We start from the raw sequence: 23647 nt of genomic DNA, 5'->3' as shown, positions 1-23647 counted from the left end.
CCAGAACGAATGAAGGAATAACACCATGAACTCCACCAGGACCGCACGTGCGACGCGGACCAGGATCGCCGTGTCCGCCGCGGCCCTGGCCGCGGGTGCTCTCATGCTCACCGCCTGTAGCGGGAGCAGCGATGCTGCTTCCTCGCAGAGCCCCAGCAGCAGCCAGGCCTCCAGCTTCGACGGTGCCTACATCTCCATCACCGACGGGGCGCGCGGCGGCATCGCCGCAATCGACGGCCACAAGATCACGTACATCAACGTCACCGCTGGCGACCGGCAGTGCCAGCTGACGACGAAGGCCCTCGACGACATCAAGCACGGCTCGATCGTCAAGGACGGCAAGACCGACAAGGGTCAGTACCAGGTTCTCTCAACCGGCACGATCAACGACAGCCGGACCAGTGTGCTCTGGGACGACGTCAACGGCTCCGACCAGACAGGCACTGACCCGGGATCCGGCTCGATCTCGATGTCGAACAGCATGATCACGCTCGGGTACACCTTCGCCTACTCGATCGACCAGGTCCAGCTCATCCCAGCCGACAGCGACCAGGCGAAGGCCTTGATGGCCAAGGACTGCAACCAGCACAGCTGATTGCCGCACCACCGAGGCAGCACAGAACCCCGTGGACATCACGTCCACGGGGTTCTGTCTTTTCTCTGACACCTACTCCTGGAGCTGCTGCGCCCGGTACTCCTCAATCGTCTCCGGTGGCCGGCCGTACTTCGGCGCGTGCTGCTCGGCGAAATCCAGCTCAGCCCACGCTGCCGACTGCCGGATCCTCGACCGGGCGACCACGACGAACACCGTGGCACTGATGGCGATGTTGAGCAGACACCACCCAGCCAGCAACGCCGTCAGCACCACAGGCAGACCGTCCTCGATCGCCATGGTGACCAGAACGACCAAGCCTGCGCTGTTGCCCAAGAGGCTGGCCACGTACCCCTCGAACGTGCCGGACAGGTGCGCCAGAGTCCGCGGCTCGTCGCGATGCCGCACAGCGCGCATCATCTCGCCGACGAACACCACGGTGGCCACAGCCGCCGCAGTGCTCAATGCCAGTTCGCGGATCCCGGTGATCCACCATCGCGCCGAGCGACACCAGCCGCGCGGGAAAACGCCGCGAAGCCTCGATCCCAGCCTCATGCTCTTCCCCTTCTCCTCCTGCCGCGCAAAGACGACGCACCCGGTGAGGACGAGCATTGCGATCATCCTCACCGGGTGCGTCAGCCCTCCACGCTCGCCCGATCAGTCCTGCGGCTTCTCGCGTCGGCCCCGGCGAAGACCACCGGCCGGCCGCTGCTGCGGCTCCGGAGTCTCCACGCTCTGAGGAGCCGGATCGGCAACCCGGCGCGGACGGGGACGAGGGCGCGGAACCGGAGCCTGCCGCGGCGAAGAAGCCGGTGCAGGAGCCGACGTCCGCGGAGTCTGAGCCCGCGGGGCGGGCGCCTGGCGCGGCGTCGGCGTCGCCGCCTGGATCGCACCCGGCTGACGCGCTGCCTGCGTCCGAGCCGGAGTCCGCGCACCAGGCGCAGCCGGAGTCTGACCCGAAACCGGAGCGGCCACGGGACGAGGAGCCGACGTTCCGGCTCCCAGCTGCCTCGGAGCCGGGGTGCCCTGAGCGGAGCGCGTCGGACGCGTGCTCGGCGAGGCTGGCTGCTCGGAAGCAGGGACAGGCACAAGACCAGGAGTAGCTCCGCCGCTGAAGCGCTGCGGTGCAGCCTGCTGGTTGCTGCCCTGCTGCCTCTGCGCACCCTGGGCACCCATGCCGAACTGCGCCGGGCCCGTCTGACCGGCGACGGTCCTACGGCCTCCGCTGGTCGGAACAGAACCAGCGCTGCTCTGCCCCTGAGCACCACCGCGAGAACTCGACGGCTCCGTCGACGAGGCCAGAACCTCGCCGGGGATGACCTTGTTGCCGTCCGAGGTGTACCCGAGGTTCGACAGGCCGCCCTGGTTGCTCAGGCCCAGCGCCGTCTGCTTGTCAGAGTGCGAGCTGCCCGCTCCACCACTCGTCAGCTGCAGCGGGCCACCCTTGTCGTCGGGGCCGTCACTCTGGCCGGACGCGCCCAGGGCACCAGCAGGACCGCTGCCGCCCGGCAGAGCCTTGGCGTCACCGCCGCCGCCACCGCTGCCAGGACCACCGTCCAGTGCCGGGCTGTTCGGATCGCCCGGGCCACCCTCGCCGCCGCCCTCCAGGGCCAGCGCCTGGTTGCCCGCGGTCAGCGCCGTGGGGTCGCCGTTCGTACCGCCGGCGTTCGTCGACGCCGTCTTGCCCGCGGGCTTGCCCGTGTTCGGAGACGCCGGGCCGCTGGTCTTGCTGTTGAACCCGTTGGCGAGCTTGTTGCCCATGGCCATACCCGCGCCGGCCCCTGCACCTGTGGCCAGAGCAGGCATCAGCCCACCCTTGTCCGGCTTCGGCGCGGAGTTGGTCTCCAGGAACTTGTCCACGAGCTTGGTGACCACCTCGTCCATCGCCTGCAGCACCGTCTTGCGGACCCGCAGCAGAGCGAAGGTGATGCCCATGATCATCAGCGACGAGATGAGTGTCAGGATCACCACGATGGTCCCGCCGAGCGCAGCGCTGCCCCACAGGCCGCCCGGGCTCATGAAGCTCGACACGGGCCCGGCCATGATGTCCGGGACCGAGATCAGGAACTCCGAGACGAACTGGTAGATGAACAGCGTGACGAGGACCTCCAGGATCAGCGCCATGGAGTAGACGATTACCTTGGCGATCGCGGCCATCGCGCCCAGCGTCGCGAACGGCACGGCCGCTACGAGGCCGAAAATCCGCTTGACCGAGCCGGCCAGCATGCCGACGGCGTACCAGAAGCCGAGCAGGACGATGGAGCCCAGGACCGTGGCTGCGTTGGACCAGTACATGAACTTCGCCGGCCCCGTGCCCACCTGGCTGACGGCCATGTGGTTCTCGCGGGTGAAGCCGGACGTGGCGTTGTTCGAGCTGTACATGTTCAGCGAGCTGGGGCTGAACCCGGTGTTGAGGTAGTTGTACGCCGCCAGGGGAGACAGGTTGCACGAGGAGGGCGTCTTGCCCACCGTGAAGCCGCAGCCGGCCTTGGTCCCCGTCGTCGTGAAGACCGTCGAGTCCTTGCCGGGACGAGAGGAGGTCAGGCCCGTGCCGTCGGTCGAGATCACCGGGTGATCCACCGGCTTCGGCCCCTTCTCCTCACCGAAATCCTCCACGTCGCCGTAGCTGTCCTTGTCGACGAACCAGCTCTTCTTGACATCCGCGCTCTCGTCCAGCTGCGTGATCGAGCTCTTGATCCCCGACTCGAAGTCGGAAGCTGCGATCTCGTTGCTGCCGATGTACTTGCCGATGATCCCGAAGGTCGAGAACACCGCCTTGAAGTCGTCCGACGCACCGGTGCCGACGGAGACCGTGCCGTCCTTCCAGGCCGACTCGGCGTCGTTGGCCTTCGTGCCGATGCTGATGCCGTTGAACGTCGCTCCGTGGGACTGCTTGTTGATCGCCAGCGCGCTCGTGCGCACCGACATCATCGCGTCAGAGCTCGCCTGGTCGCCGTTCCAGGAGACAGTGGCCTGGTCCGGGATCCCGAGGCGGTCGTTCATCATCCACGCCTCGAAGTCGACGTACGTGCTCAGCACGACGCGCGTCGGACCGGCATGCTGGCCGAGAACCGAGTTGTCGAACTTGTCGAGCACGTTGGTGTACATCGAACCGATGAGCGGCAGACCGACGCCGATGAAGACGACGCGCACGATGAGCTTCTTGATCGCCGAACCCCGGTCCATCTTTTTGAACATGACCAGGCCGATGAGCAGGAAGCCGATGAAGATCGGCACCAGCACTTGCCACGAGATATCGACAAGCAGGCCATACCAGCCACTGATCCAGTGCTGGAGGCCCGAGAGCGCGCCGCCTCCGGTGTCACCTCCCGTCATCCCGTCGGCGAAGGTCGGATTGACCGCCCTGACCGCCTGGTAGAACCACATGAAGGGGTTGATGAGCTTCAGGAACTGGAGGACGACGTAGAACAGCGTGCCGACCGCCAGTGCCAGGGCGTAGAGGACCCAGATGATGGAGCCTCCGATCACGCTGACGATCTGGCCGCCGATGCCCGAGGACATCGTGTCCAGGCCGAGGTCGTTGTTCGCGGCCCCGAAGTGCGCGTAGTCGAGCATGCCCGAGTACTTCGCGTTGCCCTTGTCGTCTTTCGCGGCCAGAGTCTCGTACGTGACGGTCTGGGAGGACCCCGAGACCTCGGCGAAGAACCAGCCCACGATGTTGCCCAGGCTGAAATCCGGGTCGGCGTAGCCGAGCATGGAGCCGCCCGAGGCCGGGCTGCCGACGACCGGCTTCCACTTGTCGTGCATGCCCTTGTCGTTCGACGGCGAGTTCTCCTCGCTGAAGTACGAGCTCGCATTCGAAGCCAGCTGGTAGAGGCTGTAGTTGTCGCGCTCCTTCTGGTCGTCCGCGGACGCTGGCGAAGAGGCAGCCATCATGAGGACCGGCACGAACAGCGCGGCCAGGAGCACGAGGGCGAGCCCGCGCGCGAGCCTGCCCTGGCGGGCTCCGCCACCGCCGGGGCCGGCCCAGGCACGCATCCGCGCCACCGCCGTGATCGTCCCGTTCATCGTCTCTCCCCTGCTCCTCGCCTTCGTATCAGCGCTGACCTCGTTCATGCCTTGACCAGCTTCTTGGGCTTTGGCTTCCTCGCTGGCCGCCTTGCGCTGTCCTCAGGCTCCTGCAGGCTCTTCTTGCCGTCGCGGCGCTTGCCCCCGTCGCTCTGGCCCGCGTCAGGCTCGCCGTCGCCGCCCTCGCTGTGCTTCCGGATGCTGGTGAGGTTCGCGCCCGGTGCAGGCTTGTCGTGCATGATCGCGTCCATCCGCGCCGCCTCTTCGGCCCTTGCCGCCTCCAGGCGGACCTGCCTGCGCTGGGCCTCGCGGTAGGGGTTGATCCCCAGTGCCAGGTCCAGGTGGAAGACCACGTTGGAGACGCCCCGGCGCAGATACGTGAGGTTCTCGCCCTTGGTCGTGATGAGCTGGGCGAGATCCGGTGGAATCCGCTGGTGCAGCTGCTTCTGGTACTCCGCCACCGTGCCATCGCGCATCGGGCCGAAGAGCGTGTAGTCCGCGGCGTCGAACTTGTTGAAGTCGCTGTCGGCCAGCATCGTGTCGACGTCGTTGTAGCTGTAGACCACCCGGCCGCCACGCTCGTACATATGGTCGAACTGGTCCTTGATGTACTTCTTCACCCGGTCGTCGATGTGCTCGGTGCCGTGGATGATCACCGTGTCGCCGAGCCCCAGCTTGCCAACGGCGAAGCCGACGATGTTCACCAGTTGCGCCATCGCCACGCCCTTGCCGCGGCGCATGAGCCGCGAGAAGTCGTAGACCACGCGCCGCGAATCCCGGACCCCGTCCACGGCCGAGGCCGTGTGGTTGTTGAACAGGTCGCCGTTGGTGCTCAGCATCGCGTTGGCGATGCCCCTGAGCACGTTGTAGGCGCGCAGCTGGTCCGGGTCGGTCTTGCTGGAGTTCAGCAGTGCCTTGTGCGCGGTTGCCAAGTAGGAGACGAACATCTGAAGACGCGGCACCTGGGCGTGCGGGATGTTCACCACGCGCAGGCGGTGACGCTGCTCCTTGGCGTTGTGCCGCCACATGCCCTGCTCGATGTAGAAGTCGGTCGCGGTGTCTTCGAGGGCGCTGCGGATGATCGAGCCGATCGCTCCGTCGCTGGTCTCGTAGAGCTGCTCGAACATCAGCTTGAGCTTCTCCATCTGGGCGGAGAAGACCATCAGCTCGTCCTCCTCCTCGCCGAACATCTCGAACATGTTCACATCACCCTGATTCAGGTCCACGCGCGAGGTGAGCCGCTCGAACTTCGGACCGAGCTTGTCGAGGTTCGCTCCGTCGAGGATGAGGTGGACGACCTGGCCGTTGTTCAGCAGCGCCGCCTGAGAGATCTTCGAGCACCACATATTGGCCACCCGCTGGCGGTCGAGGTACTCGCTGAGCGTGGCATCGGCGACGATCGCGTGGTGGTCGTAGGCGTTGACGTCCATGAGCACGGCGCTGTTGTTGACGTCGCCGACCATGTAGCCGACGTACTCGCCGCCCTTGTCGTTCAGGCCGTTGGTCACCAGCGAGTACGAGCCGGCCAGCTCGGTCGAGGTGAAGTGGAAGCCCTTGCCCTTCTTCTTCTCGTTGTTCTTCCACAGGCCCGAGAGCTCCTGACGCTGCTCGCCGGCGTAGGGCGCAGCCTTCAGCGTGCCGAATCGGTCGATGTACAGACGCGTGACCCGGTCGATCGTGTCGTCCAGGGCCGCCAGATCGGGGGCCTTGAGGAAGAGCCGATTGTGCACCGAGAGGTAGCTCGCACCGTCCTGGATCTCGCCGATCGTGATCCCGAGGTCACCGGAGATCTTCGCGGCCTTGCGCTTGGAGGAGGTCGTGCCCGTCTCCTCCTGCTCGTTCGCATCCAGCCGGTCCAGCTTCTCCGACTGCTTGGTGTACGAGTCGATCCACTTCTCATCCATCCGCTTGACCTGCTCAAGCACGACGGCGGTGACCCGCTCGTCCAGGCCGTCCGGGATCCGGTCGATACCCCAGAAGGCGGCGAAGTTGTCGTGCGCGGCGTCGTCGTGGAAGTACGCCAGGATGCAGGCGACCGAGCCGTCGACCTCGAAGTAGTCGGAGCGGAAGAGGTACTTCTCCTTCGGCTTCAGCGCGAGCAGGTGAGGGTAGGCGTCGAACGAACCCTGGAGGTACTTCACCTCCCGGCGGCGCTGCCACCAGTTCTTCTTCGGCTCGGCGGCCTCATCGGCTGCACCGTCCGCCGACGCAGCGTCCTGCACGCCCTCAGCCTGAGCAGCACCGTCCGCCCGCAGATCATCGACCACAAGCTCCGCGGTCTCATTCGTCTCGTCAGGCTTCTTTCCCGGAATGCCGAGCTGTGCCCGGACTTTCGTCATCAGCGCCATGGTGTCCTTCGTTCCTTCCTCGTCGTGGTGGCCGGCCTGGCGCTGGTCAGTTCAGCGACGCCTTGAGATCGAGCAGTTCGTCGTCGATGCCCTGGTAGAAGACCCGGAGCATCGGCAGGGCCTCCTCGCGGTCGAGCATCGTGGCTTCCTTGATCATCAGAGTCGAGCCGCCGACCTCGGCCTGGAGGACCTGGTGCCCCTTGCGCAGTGCGTCGGCGTTCTTGCCCTTGAGCAGCAGGTACTGGTGGATCGAGGTGAACTTCCCGCCCACGTGCTGCGTGAGAATGTCGTATTGCTCGTTCTGCAGCTCGATCAGATCGGGATCGCGGACCTGCAGGGCCTGGTTGCGCCGTTCCAGGTTCGCCACCTGGTGGTAGACCCGCTGCGGCTCCTTCGTCGTGATGAAGCTGTGCTCGCAGGCCGTCTCGACCTTGCGCCAGAAGGAGTCGACCCGATCGAGGATCCCGACCCGGTCCTCGTCGAAGAGCAGGTAGCTAGCCGAGCCGACGACCAGGTAGACCCGACCTTCGCCGCCGTCGGAGAAGTGGATCAGCCCGTCCTCGTCGATCCCGTCGATGCCGACGATCGAGTAGAAGTCCGTGGGGTTCGAGCCGCGACGGGTGAAGACATGGCGGGCCTTCAGCGGCAGGTAAGCCAGGAAGGCTGGTACGCGCATGATGCGCAGCTCCTTCGTCTTCATCAGCCCGCCGAAGTAGGCGATCGCCGCCAGTCCCCAGAGGACGAAGAACGTGATGGCGACTGGGCCCGAGCTCGCGACGAACGTCGACGTGCTGAACCACAGCAGGGCGAGGATGCCGCCGCCGAAGAAGAGCAGTTGCTTGATCGGGGAGGGCTTGGCCGCCCACCCTCCCTTGCTCAGCGTGATCTCGTGGTCGAGGAAGCTCCTGTTCAGCGAACTCGGCACCTTATAGGACAGTTTCGCCATGAATCTCTCATCTCCCCCCTGCAACCCAATGGCCATTGCTCGTTCTATCGAAAAGTCCTCATACGTGAGGTGTGTAGATGGCATCCTATCTTAGATAGGTCATTTGAATCGAGAATGAAAGGGGCTTGAATGGCGACGTTCGATGGCTCGGACTGGCGAGTCCGGGTTATCGGGTGTCGTCTGAGCGGCTGGCATGATCCGTCCGCGGGCCGCTGGATCCGGACGACGCCCACCGGTGCCTCACACACCTCGCCTGCGACCTGCGCAGCCTGGGCACGCATGATCTCGCCTGGTGGCAGCTCTGCCGCTGGTGTCAGCCGCTCGCCCGTCCGTGGGAGGGTCCCTGCTGTGGGGAACCGTCGCGTGCCTGCTCTACGTCCTCGGCGTCGCACCGTGGGCGGTCACCTCCGGCGTCCCCCTGCGGGCCTACGCCAATGCGTTCCTGTGGTTCGACTTTCCCTGGGTGGTGGCTCTGATCGTCATGCACCTTGCCGCGGCCTGGCTCGGCGCCAGGACGTGGTGTAGGGAGCACGCCGTCCTTGCGGCGGCGGTCGCCCGTACCTGCGGCGGGCTGGTGGGAGGCGCGGTGTCCGTGTGGGCGCTCTTTCCCGACCTGCTCAGGTGGGACGTCTTCTTCTCCGCGCTCGTCTGGCTCGGATTCACGTCGCTCATGGTGCTCCTCCGCACGGGACTGCCTGCCTCGCCCCGAACACCGAGCCGTGAAACCCTCACCCTGGCCAACCTGGGCTGCAGGCTGCGCCGTACGGCGACTACGGTGGCTGTCGCCGCGGTCCTAGGCGGCTGCGGCCCGTCCACGTTCTCGTTCATGGTGGACGGGCACACGCCACCGAGGATCTGGCTCTACGGCATCTTCATCGGCACCGTGCTGGCGCTGGGCCAGTCGACACTGCGATGGGTGAACGCCGCGGACTCCAGGGACGACCTGAGCACCCAGGCCAAGCTTGTTTGCGGCGATCGGCTCGTCAAGGTGATCAGCTGCGTCATCGGCTCCCTCCTGTTCCTCCGGTCCCGCACAGCCCTGGATGTCGTCGAGCATCAAGAGTCCAGCGCGGCGACAACGTTCCTGGGGAGCTTCGGCGACCACCCCCGGAGCGTCTGCGCCTTCGGCGTGGTACTCGCCGTCATCCCCTACTCATGGCCTCGCTACACCGTCACGCGCTGTCTCATGGCGGCGGGAGGCTGCACTGGCAGCCGCGGATGTTCCTGGCCGACTGTCACCGGCTCGGAGTCCTTCGCCAGGTCGGTACCGTCTGTCAATTCCGTCGCGCGCATCTGAGGGATCGCCTCGCAGTGGGCCCGACTCGGCCTACCCACCCACGAGTCACTACGCCGACGGACCCTCCTTGCCAGGCGATGCCGCCGCCTCCTGATGTGAGGTCACCAAGAACAGATGGCTGCTCTTGTGCCCGATGGTCCGGTGGCCCTGCAGTCGGGCGACGGCCTCGGACCGCACCCTGTACCGGCCCGCAGCAGCCTGGAAACCCACACACCTCTTACTCATCACCCGGACACCGGCGCCACCGGCCGGGCCTGAGCACCTACCCTCCGCTTCCCCCTGTTTCGCGCCGAGCCCACGGCTCAGGAGACGGCAGGTTCACGCGGAAAGCGGCCAGGCCCGCGGGTCCGCCGATCGCGAGGGAGACCTGGCCGTCCTCGTACACCGAGGCGATGGAGTCGACGGGCGCGGCGGTGATCAGACTGTGCAACAGCTCGCCGGAAACCGGGTCCCACAGGTGAAGGGCGTGACCACTCCCGCTGGCGAGTACATCGCGGGTGGGGGAGAGCGTGACGGAAGCCAGCGACTTGGTCCAGGGGGTCGTGATCCGCGCCCGCGGTTCCCAGTCGGCCGTGTCCCACGTGTGAATGCCCTCGCGGTCGGCCGCGGCCAGGAGAACGGAGCCGGCCGATCGAAGGACCGCCAGCGCCAAGGTGTCCGAGCGTCGCCTCCCCCGTACCCGCAGATGTACGACTTCTCTCCCGCCTTCCAGATCCCAGATGCTGACACCACGGTCCGTGCCGATCGCAAGCCACGGAGTGACTCCGTCGCTCGCAGGCAGGGCCACGACCGCGCGGGACCTTGGGAAGGCCACACTGGTGATGTGCTCGCTTGGTCCGCCCTCGACATCCTCCAGAAAAATGCCGCTGTAGCTTGCGCGGGCCAAGTGGGTCGAGCCTGGTGGCCAGTTGACGACACACGAGTCCGAAGAGCTTTCGCGTCGCTGGAAGACCGCGAGGTGGCTTCCTCCCGGGGCGGGCCGCGGACCCTGCTGGTCTCCCGCTGTCGGAGGCTGCCAGATCCGTGTGCCGGTGCCGGCCCGGACGGCCACGCGCCCCGGAGAAACCGGATGGAGCGCGTCGACCATGCCGACGGCCAGATCGGTGCTGTTGCCGCCGTCCAGATCCATGGCTACGGCGCCGGCGGGGTTGCCGACGATCCATCGGTGGTGGCCCCGGCCGTCCGCCGCAGGCATCCGAAGCGCCGTCAGCGCGGTGACCGGTCCCACCGACATTCCGGGCGGCGTACGGGGGGTGGCCGGTTTTGGCTGCCACAGGCGCAGACCTTCCTCGCCGGCCGTGGCCACGAGCCATCGGTCCGCCGCCGGCAGCGTCGTCAGCCCGGTGATCTCTCCCACGGTGACGTCGGCGACCAAGTCCCAGCCGCCCTCGCCGAGTTCCCACACCTCCACGCTCCGGTGTCGACGTCTCTCCAGAGCGATGACCACGCGGCCGTCCGGGAGATCGAACTGTGCGGGAAACGCGGCAGGCCCCTTGCCCACCGGCAGCACCTGCCCCGTGTCGGGATCCCAACTCAGGACGCGGCCGGTACTTGCCACCAGCACCATGTCCGTACGCCCCGGGCGCCGCAGGCACAGGAGTCTGCGCACGTCACGGCAAGCGATGCGCGCGCGTGAGTGGATCGCGTCGTCGTCGAGACTTTGCAGGACCAGTCCGTCCGAGACCGCCGACACGAGCAGCGGTCGCCCTCTCCGGTCGCGGATTACGGTGTGCGCGGGACGGCGCTGGCCACCTGCTTCGTCCGTGGGGAACGGCACTGTCTCGGAACGGTTCTGGTCCGGTTTCCAGCGGGTGAGGCCGTGGCCGTAGCGTGAGAGAAGCTGCCACCGGTCTTCACCGTCAGTGACGACGTGAACCGCACTGGCGGGCGTACTGGAGTGGTGGATCCGCAGTCCGGACAGCGGGTCCCAGATCGCGACACCCCGAGGTCCGGCGGTGGCGAGGAAGGCTCTGCTGTTCCCGCGTACGACGCACAGGTCGTCGACGAGACCGGCAGGGAGATCCGCCAGGTGCCGGCCGTCGGCCGCGTCCCAGACGTGGGCCCCTTGCTTGGTTCCGGCAACGACGAGGGTGCGTCCCGTTGACACGTCGATCGTGAGGAGAGCGCGCACATACTGTCCCGGGGTGGCCAGGACGTTGGTGGCGGACCGCCACCACACCATGCGCGGGCTCAAGACCGTGGCGCCCGGCTCCTGCGGTTCCTCGCGGTGCCGGAGTGCCAGTGCGTGCAGAGCGATGCTGCTGTGCCGGGAGGCCGGGTCGACGGCGTCCGTGAGATAGGGCTCGATCAGTGCCGCCGCGGCGACGTGGGTCCGGTGGGTCTCCTCCGGGTCCTCGGGCAGCGGTAGGCCCAGTCGTTCGCGCAGGGTGTGCGAGGTCTCCTGGGACAGCAGTCGCAGGGGAACGTGTTCGTCGTCCAGGACGTGTCCGGCGGTGGCGTGTGCCACGAGATGCCGCCGGACGTAGGGGTGCGCGGTGGCGCGCTCCGCGGGGAGGAGAAGCGCCAGCTCACGGGTGATGCGGGCGTGCTCCTCCGCGAGCGGCGGGGGCACCTCATCACCGCCGGGTGCGACGGGTGAGGTACCGGCGAGAGAGGAGGGCTGTTCCAGGAGAACCTTGGCGACCTGCTGGTGCACCGGCCGGTACGTGAGGCGCCCATCCTCCTCGCTCCTGGCGAGATAGCCGGTCAGTCGAGTCGTCTGCACGGTGCGGATGGCGGCGGCAAGTTCCTCCACCGACGCCCCGCTGTCACCAGGGGCTACGAGCGCGTGGGCGACACCGGGCCAGACCTCCGCCCAGGGCAGTCCGGAACCGGCCCCGAACGCCGTGGCACGCAGGACTCTGACCAGCACGGTCACCGGCAGACCCTGCTGACGGGCCACTTCGCGGAGGTCCTCGTGGAGCAACGCCACCGTGCCCCGGCTCAGACGCTCCTGCCAAGTCCGCGCGGTCACCTCCTGAACCTGCTGGGCGGTCCGCAACTGGTCCGCGGCCAACCGCCCGTCCAGGAATGACGGCGCCACCGCACGCGCCACGGCACGCGCGGCGATCCCGGCCTGCTCGCGCCTGTCGGCGTAGGGCCCGGCCTCGTCTCCGGCGAGCAGGGCCTCGACGTAGGCGGCGATGTCGTCGGCGACGCCGGGACCGTCCGTGCGCTGCACGGTGACCGGGACCGGCAGACGATCGCCCTCCAATGCCCAGCACAGCCGATGCAGCAGCTCGTCGGCGTCCGCGTCCACGAGGTGCTCCGCGACGTCGGGCGAGTCGTGAGGAGAGCTGCGCACCCCCACCACCATCCGCACCAACGGCTTATGACGCTCCACCCGCAACCGTGCGATCGGCAGGACGACGTCGTTGAGGCAGGCGAGGCTGTCCTGGGCCTCGTCCAGCGCGTCGATGACGAGGGTCGGCATCCGGTTCTCGCGGGCACGCGCGGTGAGGCACTCCAGCAGAGCCTGGAGGGGCGCTGTCCCGTCGGGGGCGGCCTCTGCCTCCAGCACCCGCAGGAGATCCTCGATCAGGCCCAGCGAGGTCTTGTTCCGCGCCAGGACGGCGGCGTCCACCGAACCGGCAGCAGGACGTTCGTCCGCGGGGACCGCCGCCGCCACTCGGGACAGGTCGGGCTGGTCGAGGAAAACCGGATCAGTGAGCGTCACCAGGCGGGCCAGCAGGGCGGACTTCCCCGAGCCCGCCGCTCCCGTCACCACGAGCACACCACTGCCGCGGGTGACGAACTCAGTCAGCGTGCGCATTTCGTGATGGCGCCCGCTGAAGTACCAGCCCATGTCCTCCGAGTGGATCCGGCCCGAGGCGCGATCACGCCAGTAGCCGTCGAACAGCCCGGCGGCGTCGGGCAGTTCACGCACCGCGGTCCCCAGATCCTGCGGAGCCTCGAAACGTGGGTTCGGCAGGCACAGGCTCGCCTCGTCGGAGAGCTGCTGCTCCGGCCACACCCACCTGGCTTCGACCAGCCCGTGGTCCTCGCGCTGTACGGACTCCAGGGCCTCCCGCCACTCACGAAGCGACAGATATGGCTTCGCGAACCCGGTCTCCTCGGCTCCGATCTTCTCCAGGGTGCGCCTGAGGAGTTCGGTGAACGACCCGACAAGAGGCTGTTCGTCGAAGTCGCCCGACGTGACCACGGCGAGCGAGGCCAGCTTGCGACGGGACGTCAGATCGCGCAGTACGGGCTGGACATCGTTGGCGAGTGCCCCAGCGAAGCAGGAGTCCACAAGGACCAGCACATGCTCGGCCGAGCTGCCCAGCGCGGCGCTGATGACCTCGCTGGTGGTCAGCGCGGTGCCCGGAAGCCGGCCGTCGTCGGTGCGGGCGAAGCGCAGGTAGTGCCGGCCCGAGGACGGTCCCCGCTGACCGTGACCGGTGATGTAGATGACGATCGCTTCCCTGCGCCTGGCACCGGCGATGTCCTGGACGTTCAGGAACCGGTGTACCTGCTGCACCGAGTGCAGCGTCACGTCCGGTCTCCGGAGCGAGAACTGCCGCTCCGGTCCCAGCGCGGAGTCGGCCAACCAGCCCGTGACGACGCCCACTTGCTCGTTGATTCCCTTGGTGAACTCGGCGTTGCCGTCCGCGTAGTCGTCCACCGCGATGACGATCAGCCGACGGGACGCACGCGCCACCCCGCTCATCAAGCCCCCCAGCTTGCCCATGTCCTACGGCTCGAAAGCGGCACTCTACCGCCGGGAACGATCGCCTTCGCGCTCGTACGGCGTGGCGCGGCGGGCCACCGGTAGCATCATCGGCGTGCCGCCAGGGGAGGCGGAGGAGAGAGGGGGCCGGTCCAGTGAGCGATCTGCATGTGGTGGGAGTCCACGGAATCCGCCAGCGCGACACCAACTCCCTCAAGCTGGCCGAGGACTGGAACCTGGCTCTGGCGGAAGGCATATCCCTGCACTGCGGCCCCACGTCCCCCACACCGTCGGTCATCACCCCGTACTACGGCGACGTCTTCCCCAAAGGGCGCTTCCAGCTCGGCGACGACGACCCGTCCGAGTGGTTGGCCGAAACCGACGAGGAACAGCTGGAACTGCTGGCGCAGGCCTTGGAGGCCCACACGCCACCCGTGCTGGGAGAGCGGCCGGCGGCCGGCACTTTGGGCGCACCTCCGCCTGTCTCGCCCCGCATCACGGCGGCGCTCGCGCGTATCGACCGCAGATGCGGCCCTGGAGTGGGGAAGGCGCTGCTCAGCAGGGTCAGTGAGGTGTACGGCTACTTCAGCGCCAAATCCAAGTACGAAGGCATGGCGGACACCGTCCGCGACCGCGTGCGCGAGGCGGTGGAACAGAGCGGCGCCAGCCTGATCATCGCTCACTCCCTGGGCAGCGTCATCGTGTACGACATGTTCCAACGGGGCCGGATTCCCTCGGACGTTGATGGCGGCGTGAGCATGCTCATCACCTGCGGATCGCCCCTGGCATGGCTTCCATTGCGGCGCAAACTCGGGGTACGCGCATCTGACGAGCTTCAACTACCTTCAAACGTGCGCTGGTTGAACGTCTTCGACCCCAACGATCCCGTCACCGCCGGTGTGGGACTCTCCGCAATCGCACCAGGCGTGACCGACGTGGCCGTGGACAATCAAGACGACCCGCATGCGGCAGGGCGCTACCTGGAACAGCAGCCGGTGGCAGCCGCCGTGCACAGCCACATGACGCGTGGCCCCATGCTCCCCAAGGGCTGATCTCACAGCCTTTACGACGGCTCTGCGGGCACTCGGGAAAAGAGCGACAGATGCGATCGCAACCAAACGTCGTACAGGGACCTGGTGTCGCCCTGGACATCGCCGATCAGGCCCACCTGATCTCCCAGCTGCACGATGTCGTTCATCGTCCTCATCACATCCTTCTGTTGTCGCTGTCGTGAAAAGGCAGCAGCGGGTCCCGAGGTCCGGGACCCGCTGCTGCTCGTCAGCGCCTGTCCGGGCATCAGCCGAACAACGGCACGATCTTCTTCTTGCCGCCCTCTTCCTTCCAGGCGACCTTCGCGTCAAAGGTCTTGCCCTTCGACGAGACGAACCCCGTGCCCTGGATGGTCTTGCCGGCTGCCAGGTCCTTGCGCTGCGCGTCGGTGAAGGTCACCTGACACCAGGACCGCGGCGGCTCGTCGCCGGAGCCGAAGTCGGGGACGATCTTCTTGGCCTTCGCGTCCCAGCTGACCTTGCAGCCGAAGGTCTTACCGGTCCTCGCGCTGACGAAGTCGTCGATCTCCAGCGCCTGGCCCGCCAAGAGTGCCGTGACCTCCGCCGGCGTGAACGTCCGGCCGGACCACTTCGTCGGCTTGTCCGGCACCTCCAGCTGGAACCCGACGAACTTGCGGCCCTTGAAGTCGCCGACGCCGAGCGCTCCGGTGGCCGTGTAGGGCTTGCCCGCCTTGTTCGTGGCCTCGAACGAGATCGTCTCGCCCGCCAGCAGCTTCGCCACCTCGTCGTCACTGAACTCGTGGCCCGACCAGATCTTCTTCAAGGCGACCTTCTTCGGCCCACCCGGAGCGGCCTGCCACACACCCTCGGCGCGGGCGGCGACCACCTGCTTCTTCAGGCCCAGCTCGGCGCGCATAGAGGTGGCGTTCTTCGTCATCGTGGCGATGTCCTCGCGCACCCAGTCGGCGACGACGGCCAGGCGCTCCTCGGCCGTCGCCGTCCCGGCGGCGATGTCGCGCATGTCGGCGTAGACCTTCTCGGTGAGCCCGAGGTCGCCGATGCGCGTGCCCGGCAGGAGCCGCCAGCTCATCTCGCCGGCCTGCGCCAGCCTGAGTTTCCGGCCCTTCTCCGTCAGCAGCGGGTACTTCGCCTTGCCGTTGGTGACCTCGGAATACGTCGAGGTGCGGGTCGCGCCCGTGCCCACGTCGCGCTTCTCCAGCTGCTTCATCAGCCATTTCATCGTCGGATGCTCGGGGCGCTTGTTCGCGCCCTCGAAGATGAACGGCTCCGCGGTCTGGCCCAGGCCCTTGCCGGACTCGTTCTCGTCGCCTTCGGCCGTGTCGTCGCCGGCGTCCGGATCGAACACGGCCCGCCAGCCGGGGCTCTTGGGCACATTGGCGATGCCGACGAAGTCCGGGTACTTCTCCACGTGGCCCTTCTGCTGCTCGTAGAGGTAGTCCTCGGCGAGCATGGCCAGGTAGTTCTTCGCGAGCATCTCGTAGATGAGCCGTCCGGCCTTGCCGTACTTGTGCTCGACCTCGTCCAGCGAGAAGGGCACCTTCGGCCCCGGACGATTCGCGCCGTGCGCGCCCTCGGGCTTCACGTGTGTGGACCGGGGCTGGCGATGCGTCAGAAGCCCAGCGTCGACGCCGACCACGGCGGCGATCTTGTCGATCAGCGGCGCGAGGTCCTTGAACTGCTCGGGCGTGATCGTCTTGTCCTCCGTGCGCGGGTAGGAGACGACCTGGTCCTCGTACATCTTCTGGTAGGTCGAGAGCGTCAGGTTCGCCTTCGCACCCTTGCCGACGAGCATCGAGGACAAGGAAGCGAGGTCGAGCAGCTTCGGCGGCGCGGTCTTCTTGCCCGCCTTGCTGTCCAGGACGACAGGGGAGGGGCCGTACTGCTGCGGCACCTGGCCCTTCTGGTCGAACCGCGGTTCATCAGGGTTCGTGTACATGACGTCGTTCTCGTCGCGGAAGCGGTTCTGGAAGAACGGCTTCTTGACGTACGCGTCATAAGCCTTCTGCTGGTCGCCGACGAGAGAGACCATCGCCGACTTCAGCCGGCCCTGGCGCAGCACGAGGTCCTGGCCGGACTGGCGGCCCATCGCCGTGGCGATACGCGTGAACTGCATGGACAGGAAGTCCCACTGGGAGCGGTACATCGCCTTGCGGTAGTCGCCCTCGTTCTGCATGGACTTCACCGGCCGGCGCTGTTCGAACGCCTTCTGGATCGAGGCCTTCGACTCGTCGGTGAACTCCATGCGGCTGAACCGCTTGCCGTGGAAGCCGAGTTCGTCGATCGCCTCCCAGAAGAGCAGATCACCCTCACCGGACGGATCCAGATCCGTGGCGATGACGATTTCGTCGCCGCGGCTGAGCGCAGAACGCAGAGTCTTGATGACGTCCGCGACGTTCTTCTGCGGCTCGCGCTTCCACGTCAGGTCATCCGGATCCCAGGGCAGATTGCTCAGGTCCCACTTCTGATAGGCGTCCGCGAGCGAGGAGTCCACCATCGCGTGCGGTTGGGCGAACTCGTAGAGATGACCCCTGAGGCTCGCCACCTCGTAGGCCGTGCCCTTGTAGCTGCCCTTCGTCCCGCCGAGGGCGCTGGCCATGTTCCTCGCTGCGCTCGGCTTCTCTGCGACCACGATCGCGACCATGTCGACTCCTTCTCGTCATGACTCAGAAACGAGTACGAGCCTACTTGAAAGGGCATACCGAATGGGAGTCAAAAGGGGCATTAAAAGGCTTTGAATGGCGCGAGCGTCATGCAGCGAAAGGCAGCTCCGGCACGCTGCTCGAGCAATCACCGCTTGTGAAAAAAGAGAAGACCCCGAGAAGCTGTGCTTCTCGGGGCCGTCGTCTGTCGAGCGCTCCTACCGAGTCGGCATCGCCACTCCGAGCCGGACGCGGTACACCCGCAGCACCTTGCCGAGCGTCTCGAGTCCCTCAGGGTGCTTCAGGCCTTCCTCCAGCTCTTTCAGTCGGACGGGCCGCACGCCGGCCACCTCGGCGACCTGCTTGCGTGTGGCCTCACCCCTGAGCTTGATCAGTAGATCCGGCAGGTCCGCGGTCAGGTCCTCGAACATCCGGAACTTCTCCCGCTCGCCCATGCGCGTGTGGCCGACATGGATCGCGCCACAACTCTCTTCGCACCAATACCAGCTCGTTGACGCATCTTCCCGGAGCTTCGCGGGGATCTCCTGCTCACTCCGGTAGCGGCGCTTGAAGGCCCACGTCCCTTCGCGCTGCGTCCGGCATCCGCGCGGAGCGTCCTCGGGGCGCGAGGCCGGCGCGGCCATACCCGCACACCGCGGAGTGCAGTACAGGCCGAGGTACACCGGGTCCTGGGCGTGGAGGCCCAGACCCTTGCCGCACGTCTTGCAGCGCTGCCGGGCGGGGAAGAGCTTCTCCTTGCTCGTCGTGGTCATCGAATCGGCCGTCCTTCCCGCTCGCGTTCGAGCCTCAGCTGCTTCCTGGTCGCCTCGCGGGCCTTGTCCCGGAGGTAGATCGCCTCCTTGTGCGTGATCGGCGCGTCGTGGAGGTTGTGCGAGCCCCGCAGGAAGTTCTCCGTACGGTCGGCGATGGAGTACGCCAGCGCCTGCTCGACCACCGCGCTGGTCTGGCGCACCTCGCCCAACTCGTCGCGCAGCTTGCGCAGTAACCCGTCCCGCTCGCGTTCAGCGGTCTCGATGTTCGCCAGGCGTGCCACCACGCTGCCCAGCAGCGGGTCGCGGGAGCGGAACAGCTCGACGGCGCGCTCGGTGGCCGGGTCGGCATCAAGGCGCAAGTCGAGCTGCGCCAGCAGAAACGCCGTCACCAGCGTGCCCTGGCTCAGCCGCTGGCTGAACTCCCGAGCAGCGCTGTCGCTCACGCCCAGCTCACGGACTGCGGCTGCTCGCAGCTGCTCCCGCAGTGCGTTCATGATGCTCTCGGGCAGCGCCTTGATGTGCGGCTGGCTCTGCACGCCGGCGAGCCGGAAGCCCGACTGGGGGAGCGTGGCGGTCTCGGCTGTGCTGCCCGATCCACCCTTCGATGCCGCACTCTGCACGGCGTCCTGATGGTCGGTGAGCTGGAGCGAGCTGGGCGTTACATGCCCGGATTCATCCGGTGTGGCGACAACGTCGTGAGAAGTGACTTCCGCCGCGGCAGCGTCCTCGACGTCCGGCTGTGCCCCGGGAGCCGGAACAGCATCGGCCGCACCGCCCGGGAGCACCCCGGCAGTTCCTCCCTGTCCACCACCGTCACCACCACCACGCAGGTTGGATCCGCTGGCCCGCTCGGAGTCGCCGGCGCCGGGCTCGTAGTCCGGCTCCAGGTCCAGGCGATCCTCTTCGACGTCCTCATCGAGATCAGCCTGCAGACCTTCAACCTCGGGTTGAGAGTCGGCGTCGCCGGCCTCATCAAGCTGCGCCTCCGGCTCAGGCGTTGCCACCCCAGGCTCAGACTGTGCCGCCTGGGCCTGGACGCGCTTGAGCTCCTCGCTCCCGCCGCGTCGGTAGGCGTCCAGGAAGGACGTGTCCACCTCCATCACCTCGGCGGTGGGTGTGGCCGCTTCCAGCATCTCTGCGAAGTCCCGGCTCATCCGAGCTCACCGTCCTCGTCATCCAGGAGGTAGTTGTCGCCGCGGGTGAGCCCGATTAGGGAGTCGAAGCCTGTGGTGACGACGCGTTCGAGGTTCGCCGAGTTCTTCGCCAGCGCCGCGACCTGGTCGACAAGCTCGTTGAGTCGCGCGATCTCCAGGGTCGGCAGGTCATAGTCGAGGTTCTCGCGCCGGATCTTCTCGACCACCGCCTCGGCCACGTACTCGTTCACCGAGGAGAACCCGCGCTTGTCAGCCCAGTACTCCGCGCGCTGCTTGTCGTCCGGATCCAGCCGGACGAACATGCCCTGGCGGCCACTACTGCTGCTCTGCGTCGCGCCCGGCGGCTTCTTCTTCGTGCCGCGCACGGGCTGCGTCGTCTTCTCCAACTCCTGTGCGACGGTCATGCGCGGCTTCTCCTTGACTTGTTCGACTGATCTATCAAGGTATCTTATCAATGCCAAGCTATAAGTTATCTGCGATCTTTGAGTTTCGGCTCGAATGCCAGTAGAGTCGCAGCCGCGCCCAGTCAGTCCCCCCTGGCGGCGCATCGCCGCAGCAGGTGGCCCTGCTCGATTCCTTTCCTCTCGGACGGAGCCACCTGCTGCGGACCGCACCCACCTTCGTGTGACGGCGAAAAGAGAAAAGGGCCAGTGCGACACATCGCACCGGGCCCTTCGTCTGCCTGATGGACTCCCGCTCAGGGGCCGGGCATGGGAGTCGGCGTCGCATTCGTCGTGCAGTCGACGAGTCCCTGGGTGAACCTCGGCGACTGCCAGATCGCCTTGTCCTTGTCGTTCGGCAGGTGTTCGACGATCGACCCGGTGCCGAGGGGCGCTCCGCCGGCGAAGAAGTGCAGCGCCTCCTGGCTGAAGCCCGCGTTGTACACCAAGGTCGACAGGCACTGGCCGGCCGCCGCGTAGGTCTTCTTCTGACCCTCGTCCCGGGCGTAGGAGGAGAACATGGAGACCAGGCCCTTGCTGAGCTCGACGGACGAGTTGACCGGCTGATCCGCGCGGACCGGGTAAGCCGGCTCCAGGTTCGGCTGACCGGCTACAGGCTTCGCGGCTCCCTTTGGCGGCACGTAGCTCTGAGTCTTGAGGCTGCTGCCGTTCGGAAGTACAGCCTTGTCGATGCACGCGTCGAAGTCCTCGCGCAGCGACCGCGACGCCAGGAGCGCAGCGTCGTCCTCGCTCACCTTGTTCAGTCCGTCGATGACTGCACCCATGTCGTCGCTGTCGACCTTGACGACGTAGTCCAGCGACTCCTCCGGCATTCCCGCCTTCCGCGCTGCGCTGGCTAGGCAAGCCCCGCCGTCCTTTCTGGAACTCCCGGTGCCCTGGAAGGCGAGCTTGTTCAGCGCCTCGTCGAGGGCCTTGTCGGTGACCTTGGCGGTGCTCGTGGTCGGACTCGGCGCAGACGGCGCCTGCGTTGTGGTGCCGTCGCCACTGGAGTATCCGGCGAGCAGAACGCCCGCCGCCACAGCGAGTGCTGCGGCCGCGGGTGCAGCCTTCCTCGTCCTCCAGGTCTTCATCGCTTCTCACCTCGCATCTCCTGTTGCCGACCGGTCCGATTGCATCGACTGGTCTCTGAGGGCATCCTATTCGAATACCTATTGAATGGCACCCTGTGGTGAGTCGGAATGCCATGAGACAGAGGATGCAGAGGATGGGCAGAGCGGGGCTCGGGCGCGCAGAGTGCCTGCGGGTCTGTTTGGCGCTTGGCGATCAACGGAGTTGATCCGGAGGGCTCTGTGACACGTCGTGCGCGTGTCAGCTGCGGGTGGCCCCCTGCCGGGCGGCTGTTCGTGGGCTTCTCATCTCCCCCCACGAAGGACTGCTCCCCATGACTGCTCTTGCTTCTGCTCGGACCACCACTGACGTCGACCTGCTGACGCTCACGCTGCACGTGAGTGACGACCAGAAGACCTGGTACCGATCGTCTTCGAGGGCGAGAACCCGGTCTACGTCGACCAGCAGGCCGCAGCCTGGCTCAAGGAACGGCCGTACCTCGCCGTCGAGATGGACGACTCGACCTGCTGCGGCCAGTTCCCTCGGACCTTCAACGCGGTGTTCGCGTCCATCACCCGCGACCAGCAGCTCCTGCAGGTGCACACGCTCTGACGCGCGCCCGCTTCCAGAAGGAGAGCACCGGCCATGACAATGCATGCTGCGCACGTCCCCGCGCCCATGAAGCCAGGTCCGGTCGTCTACACCGACCGGCAGCTCTTATGCGTGCTCATCCGCCTGGCACAGGGGGAGAGCACCCTCGGACGTCGCACGTTCGAGCAGCGCCGCAGAGATGCCGACCCGTCGGCTCCGCTCTACGAGCGCCGCTTCGGCAGCTGGAACCGCGCGCTGGAGCTCGCGGGCCTCGACGCGGTCGCACAGCCCGAACAGCTGCGGGATGCGACGACGAAGTGGACCCAGGAGCAGCTGATCGCCGCGATCCGTCGGTGTCTGCTGGAAACAGGATCCACGACGCTGGCGGCCTACGAGGTCTGGCGCACGGATCCGGCGAAGCCGAAGTCTGATGTTCCGCCGGCCACCACTATCCGCTTCCGCATGGGCAGTTGGTCACGAGCCACAGAGCTGGCTTGCGGCTGACATCCATCGGCATCTGCGACACCGTTCGATCCCCTTATGGGGCGCTGAACCGCAAGGATCTGGAAAGGGGAACTGTTATGTCAACCGAAAAGCGGCCTCTCACGGGTCTCTGCGTACGAGTCCATTTGAAGGGTGAGACCGTGTATGGGCTCGCCAGGGTCAGCTACAGAGATGGCCACAAGCACGCTGGCCATTACGAGGTGGAGCGTGTCTCAGCTCCCCCGATTCTGGTTCCGTTCGGGGATGCCGAACCGGGACCGAACGCCGATCAGATTCCGCCTGGCGTGGAATTTCCGGATCGTCGTGTGTCCTATCGCCCGCTGTTTGCTGAGCCGGGAGTCAAAGAGACATCCGCCAGGGTCTCCGGTGCAAACGTCATCTTCCCCGGAAACATGGAAAGGCTCCAAAAACTGATCGGGCTTGTCCAATCGGGCTGGACCGTGCACTGGACCAGTCACGAGGCCAACGAGTTCCGGGGGCAACTGAGCGTTGCTGAAGTCGGTGTATCCGAAGTGAGGATGAATCCGACCAAGGCAGCACCGAGCCGGTACACATGGCCGCTGGAAGGTGATGATTTCACCATCGAGGGTACTGCCATCACCGAGTACAAGGCTGACCATGCGTACACCGGCGGTCGAGCGTCCACACTAACGCTGCGGTTCGAAGCGCCGCGCTAACCAGCAGCCCTGGAGGGGCATCAAGGTCTCCTAGCCCGGCGCGAGTCGGGCTTGGGAACTCAATCCCCCGATTTAGTCGAAGGGCCCAGCATATATACCAGGAAGCCCTCGGAAGTCTTCACCGCATTCGGAATGACCCGGTCCATCGCCGAATGGCACGACATTACCGGGGTTGGCCTAAGTGCTCTCAGGCACGGCACAAGAAGGCATGACCTGAAAAGTACCTCAAAAGGAAAGAGGAACCTTATGTCCGAACGCGACATCATCGAAGTCCGCAAGCTTCCGCCTTACTACAAGGCCGACCTCAACCATCTGCTGCCGGTGGAGCAGTCGCTGCATGGTCGCCATGAGCTGATCATCGGCGACATCACCCGGTACCGCGCAGGCATTGAGTACTACGCACCGATTGCCCCCACCGAAGACGGCAGTCTCCGGGGCGGCACACTCACTCTGAGCGAGACGCAGGCCCGTCATATCTACGCTCAGCTCGGCGAGCTGTTCAAGCGTTGGGACCTGGAGAACGAGCGTGAGGCCGAATGGTCGAGCCGCCCACACTTCAGTGCCTGGATGACCTACGGCACCGGTCACCTCTCTCAGCCACACATGGATGTTTCGGTATGGCAGGACAAGCTGACCGGCGAGCACCCGGGGGACGAGCGGGCATGGTCGCCCGACTATGACACGCCTGCTGCGTTCAGCGAGCGCACCACGATCGCCGCCAAAGGCGGAGACCCTGAGGACGGCAGGCGCGAGGCTGAGCGGCTTCTGAGCGATGCTGGGTGGCGAGTGATCGGCGAATGGCGAGACGCCGACGACATGGCGCTGATCGTTAGCGTCGCCCGCACAGGGGACTGAATCGCTGCTTCTATGGACGTTGCAGCACCGACTA

16 protein-coding genes are annotated in these 23647 nt (G+C 66.5%); 6 read left to right on the top strand and 10 right to left on the bottom strand.

The genetic code is table 11. The features are described 5' to 3' along the window. The first annotated feature begins 25 nt into the window (after nucleotides 1–25). Nucleotides 26–595, top strand: a complete 570-nt coding sequence (locus OHB41_RS09310) for a hypothetical protein (protein WP_266697401.1) — start codon at nucleotides 26–28, stop codon at nucleotides 593–595. Between the two features lie 72 nt (nucleotides 596–667). Here the strand turns inward: OHB41_RS09310 and OHB41_RS09305 are convergent, their stop codons facing one another. The 4 genes from OHB41_RS09305 to OHB41_RS09290 are packed head-to-tail and all read right to left on the bottom strand — an operon-like array spanning nucleotide 668 to nucleotide 7915. Beyond that, complete coding sequence (locus OHB41_RS09305) at nucleotides 668–1204, bottom strand: hypothetical protein (protein ID WP_266697400.1); 537 nt, start codon at nucleotides 1202–1204, stop codon at nucleotides 668–670. A 45-nt stretch (nucleotides 1205–1249) separates the two neighbouring features. Beyond that, a complete protein-coding gene (locus OHB41_RS09300; protein ID WP_266697399.1) occupies nucleotides 1250–4669 on the bottom strand; it encodes a hypothetical protein in 3420 nt (1139 codons plus the stop codon). Further along, nucleotides 4666–6960 carry a hypothetical protein gene (locus tag OHB41_RS09295; protein WP_266697398.1) on the bottom strand — a complete coding sequence of 765 codons (2295 nt, stop codon included), beginning with the start codon at nucleotides 6958–6960 and terminating at the stop codon, nucleotides 4666–4668. Before OHB41_RS09295 ends, OHB41_RS09300 begins: the two co-directional genes overlap by 4 nt. 55 nt (nucleotides 6961–7015) lie before the next feature. After that, complete coding sequence (locus OHB41_RS09290; protein ID WP_103543565.1) at nucleotides 7016–7915, bottom strand: hypothetical protein; 900 nt, start codon at nucleotides 7913–7915, stop codon at nucleotides 7016–7018. A 292-nt stretch (nucleotides 7916–8207) separates the two neighbouring features. Between OHB41_RS09290 and OHB41_RS09285 the strand changes: the two genes are divergently transcribed. Continuing rightward, nucleotides 8208–9212: a hypothetical protein gene (locus OHB41_RS09285; RefSeq protein WP_266697397.1), complete on the top strand. Its 1005-nt coding sequence runs from the start codon at nucleotides 8208–8210 to the stop codon at nucleotides 9210–9212. Between the two features lie 262 nt (nucleotides 9213–9474). Here the strand turns inward: OHB41_RS09285 and OHB41_RS09280 are convergent, their stop codons facing one another. Continuing rightward, nucleotides 9475–13902, bottom strand: a complete 4428-nt coding sequence (locus OHB41_RS09280; protein WP_266697396.1) for a WD40 repeat domain-containing protein — start codon at nucleotides 13900–13902, stop codon at nucleotides 9475–9477. A 134-nt stretch (nucleotides 13903–14036) separates the two neighbouring features. Between OHB41_RS09280 and OHB41_RS09275 the strand changes: the two genes are divergently transcribed. After that, on the top strand, nucleotides 14037–14933 hold the full coding sequence (locus OHB41_RS09275) for a hypothetical protein (RefSeq protein WP_048818822.1): 897 nt from the start codon (nucleotides 14037–14039) through the stop codon (nucleotides 14931–14933). Nucleotides 14934–15177: 244 nt separating this feature from the next. On the opposite strand, the gene OHB41_RS09270 is transcribed toward OHB41_RS09275, so the two are convergent. From OHB41_RS09270 to OHB41_RS09250, 5 genes are all read right to left on the bottom strand, one after another. Beyond that, nucleotides 15178–17553, bottom strand: coding sequence for a DNA topoisomerase (locus OHB41_RS09270; RefSeq protein ID WP_266697395.1), 2376 nt, complete (start codon nucleotides 17551–17553; stop codon nucleotides 15178–15180). Nucleotides 17554–17769: 216 nt separating this feature from the next. Then, nucleotides 17770–18324 carry a helix-turn-helix domain-containing protein gene (locus tag OHB41_RS09265; protein WP_006379184.1) on the bottom strand — a complete coding sequence of 185 codons (555 nt, stop codon included), beginning with the start codon at nucleotides 18322–18324 and terminating at the stop codon, nucleotides 17770–17772. Beyond that, nucleotides 18321–19457 (bottom strand): hypothetical protein, encoded by a 1137-nt coding sequence (locus OHB41_RS09260; RefSeq protein ID WP_266697394.1) that lies wholly within the window; start codon nucleotides 19455–19457, stop codon nucleotides 18321–18323. The genes OHB41_RS09265 and OHB41_RS09260 overlap by 4 nt, the downstream gene beginning before the upstream one ends. 17 nt (nucleotides 19458–19474) lie before the next feature. Then, nucleotides 19475–19882 (bottom strand): hypothetical protein, encoded by a 408-nt coding sequence (locus tag OHB41_RS09255; protein ID WP_006378868.1) that lies wholly within the window; start codon nucleotides 19880–19882, stop codon nucleotides 19475–19477. A gap of 293 nt (nucleotides 19883–20175) precedes the next feature. Next, entirely contained in the window at nucleotides 20176–21009 is an 834-nt protein-coding gene (locus OHB41_RS09250) for a hypothetical protein (protein ID WP_266697393.1), read from the bottom strand. Nucleotides 21010–21631: 622 nt separating this feature from the next. Here OHB41_RS09250 and OHB41_RS09245 point away from each other — a divergent pair. The 3 genes from OHB41_RS09245 to OHB41_RS09235 all read left to right on the top strand — a co-directional run bounded on the left by OHB41_RS09245 (nucleotide 21632) and on the right by OHB41_RS09235 (nucleotide 23613). Next, nucleotides 21632–22081: a homing endonuclease associated repeat-containing protein gene (locus tag OHB41_RS09245; protein WP_266697392.1), complete on the top strand. Its 450-nt coding sequence runs from the start codon at nucleotides 21632–21634 to the stop codon at nucleotides 22079–22081. Next, nucleotides 22072–22758 carry a hypothetical protein gene (locus OHB41_RS09240; RefSeq protein ID WP_266697391.1) on the top strand — a complete coding sequence of 229 codons (687 nt, stop codon included), beginning with the start codon at nucleotides 22072–22074 and terminating at the stop codon, nucleotides 22756–22758. Before OHB41_RS09245 ends, OHB41_RS09240 begins: the two co-directional genes overlap by 10 nt. 246 nt (nucleotides 22759–23004) lie before the next feature. Next, complete coding sequence (locus tag OHB41_RS09235; protein ID WP_266697390.1) at nucleotides 23005–23613, top strand: hypothetical protein; 609 nt, start codon at nucleotides 23005–23007, stop codon at nucleotides 23611–23613. Nucleotides 23614–23647 lie beyond the last annotated feature (34 nt).

The organism is Streptomyces sp. NBC_01571 (assembly GCF_026339875.1).
Classification (GTDB): domain Bacteria; phylum Actinomycetota; class Actinomycetes; order Streptomycetales; family Streptomycetaceae; genus Streptomyces.
This window is presented reverse-complemented; position numbering and strand designations above follow the sequence as displayed.

Excerpts from the sequence above, each read along its gene's own strand:
- OHB41_RS09310 (WP_266697401.1), top strand. The coding sequence starts at position 26 with ATGAACTCCACCAGGACCGCACGTGCGACGCGGACCAGGATCGCCGTG.
- OHB41_RS09305 (WP_266697400.1), bottom strand. The coding sequence starts at position 1,204 with ATGCTCGTCCTCACCGGGTGCGTCGTCTTTGCGCGGCAGGAGGAGAAG.
- OHB41_RS09300 (WP_266697399.1), bottom strand. The coding sequence starts at position 4,669 with ATGAACGAGGTCAGCGCTGATACGAAGGCGAGGAGCAGGGGAGAGACG.
- OHB41_RS09295 (WP_266697398.1), bottom strand. The coding sequence starts at position 6,960 with ATGACGAAAGTCCGGGCACAGCTCGGCATTCCGGGAAAGAAGCCTGAC.
- OHB41_RS09290 (WP_103543565.1), bottom strand. The coding sequence starts at position 7,915 with ATGGCGAAACTGTCCTATAAGGTGCCGAGTTCGCTGAACAGGAGCTTC.
- OHB41_RS09280 (WP_266697396.1), bottom strand. The coding sequence starts at position 13,902 with ATGGGCAAGCTGGGGGGCTTGATGAGCGGGGTGGCGCGTGCGTCCCGT.
- OHB41_RS09270 (WP_266697395.1), bottom strand. The coding sequence starts at position 17,553 with ATGGTCGCGATCGTGGTCGCAGAGAAGCCGAGCGCAGCGAGGAACATG.
- OHB41_RS09265 (WP_006379184.1), bottom strand. The coding sequence starts at position 18,324 with ATGACCACGACGAGCAAGGAGAAGCTCTTCCCCGCCCGGCAGCGCTGC.
- OHB41_RS09260 (WP_266697394.1), bottom strand. The coding sequence starts at position 19,457 with ATGCTGGAAGCGGCCACACCCACCGCCGAGGTGATGGAGGTGGACACG.
- OHB41_RS09255 (WP_006378868.1), bottom strand. The coding sequence starts at position 19,882 with ATGACCGTCGCACAGGAGTTGGAGAAGACGACGCAGCCCGTGCGCGGC.
- OHB41_RS09250 (WP_266697393.1), bottom strand. The coding sequence starts at position 21,009 with ATGAAGACCTGGAGGACGAGGAAGGCTGCACCCGCGGCCGCAGCACTC.
- OHB41_RS09245 (WP_266697392.1), top strand. The coding sequence starts at position 21,632 with ATGACAATGCATGCTGCGCACGTCCCCGCGCCCATGAAGCCAGGTCCG.
- OHB41_RS09235 (WP_266697390.1), top strand. The coding sequence starts at position 23,005 with ATGTCCGAACGCGACATCATCGAAGTCCGCAAGCTTCCGCCTTACTAC.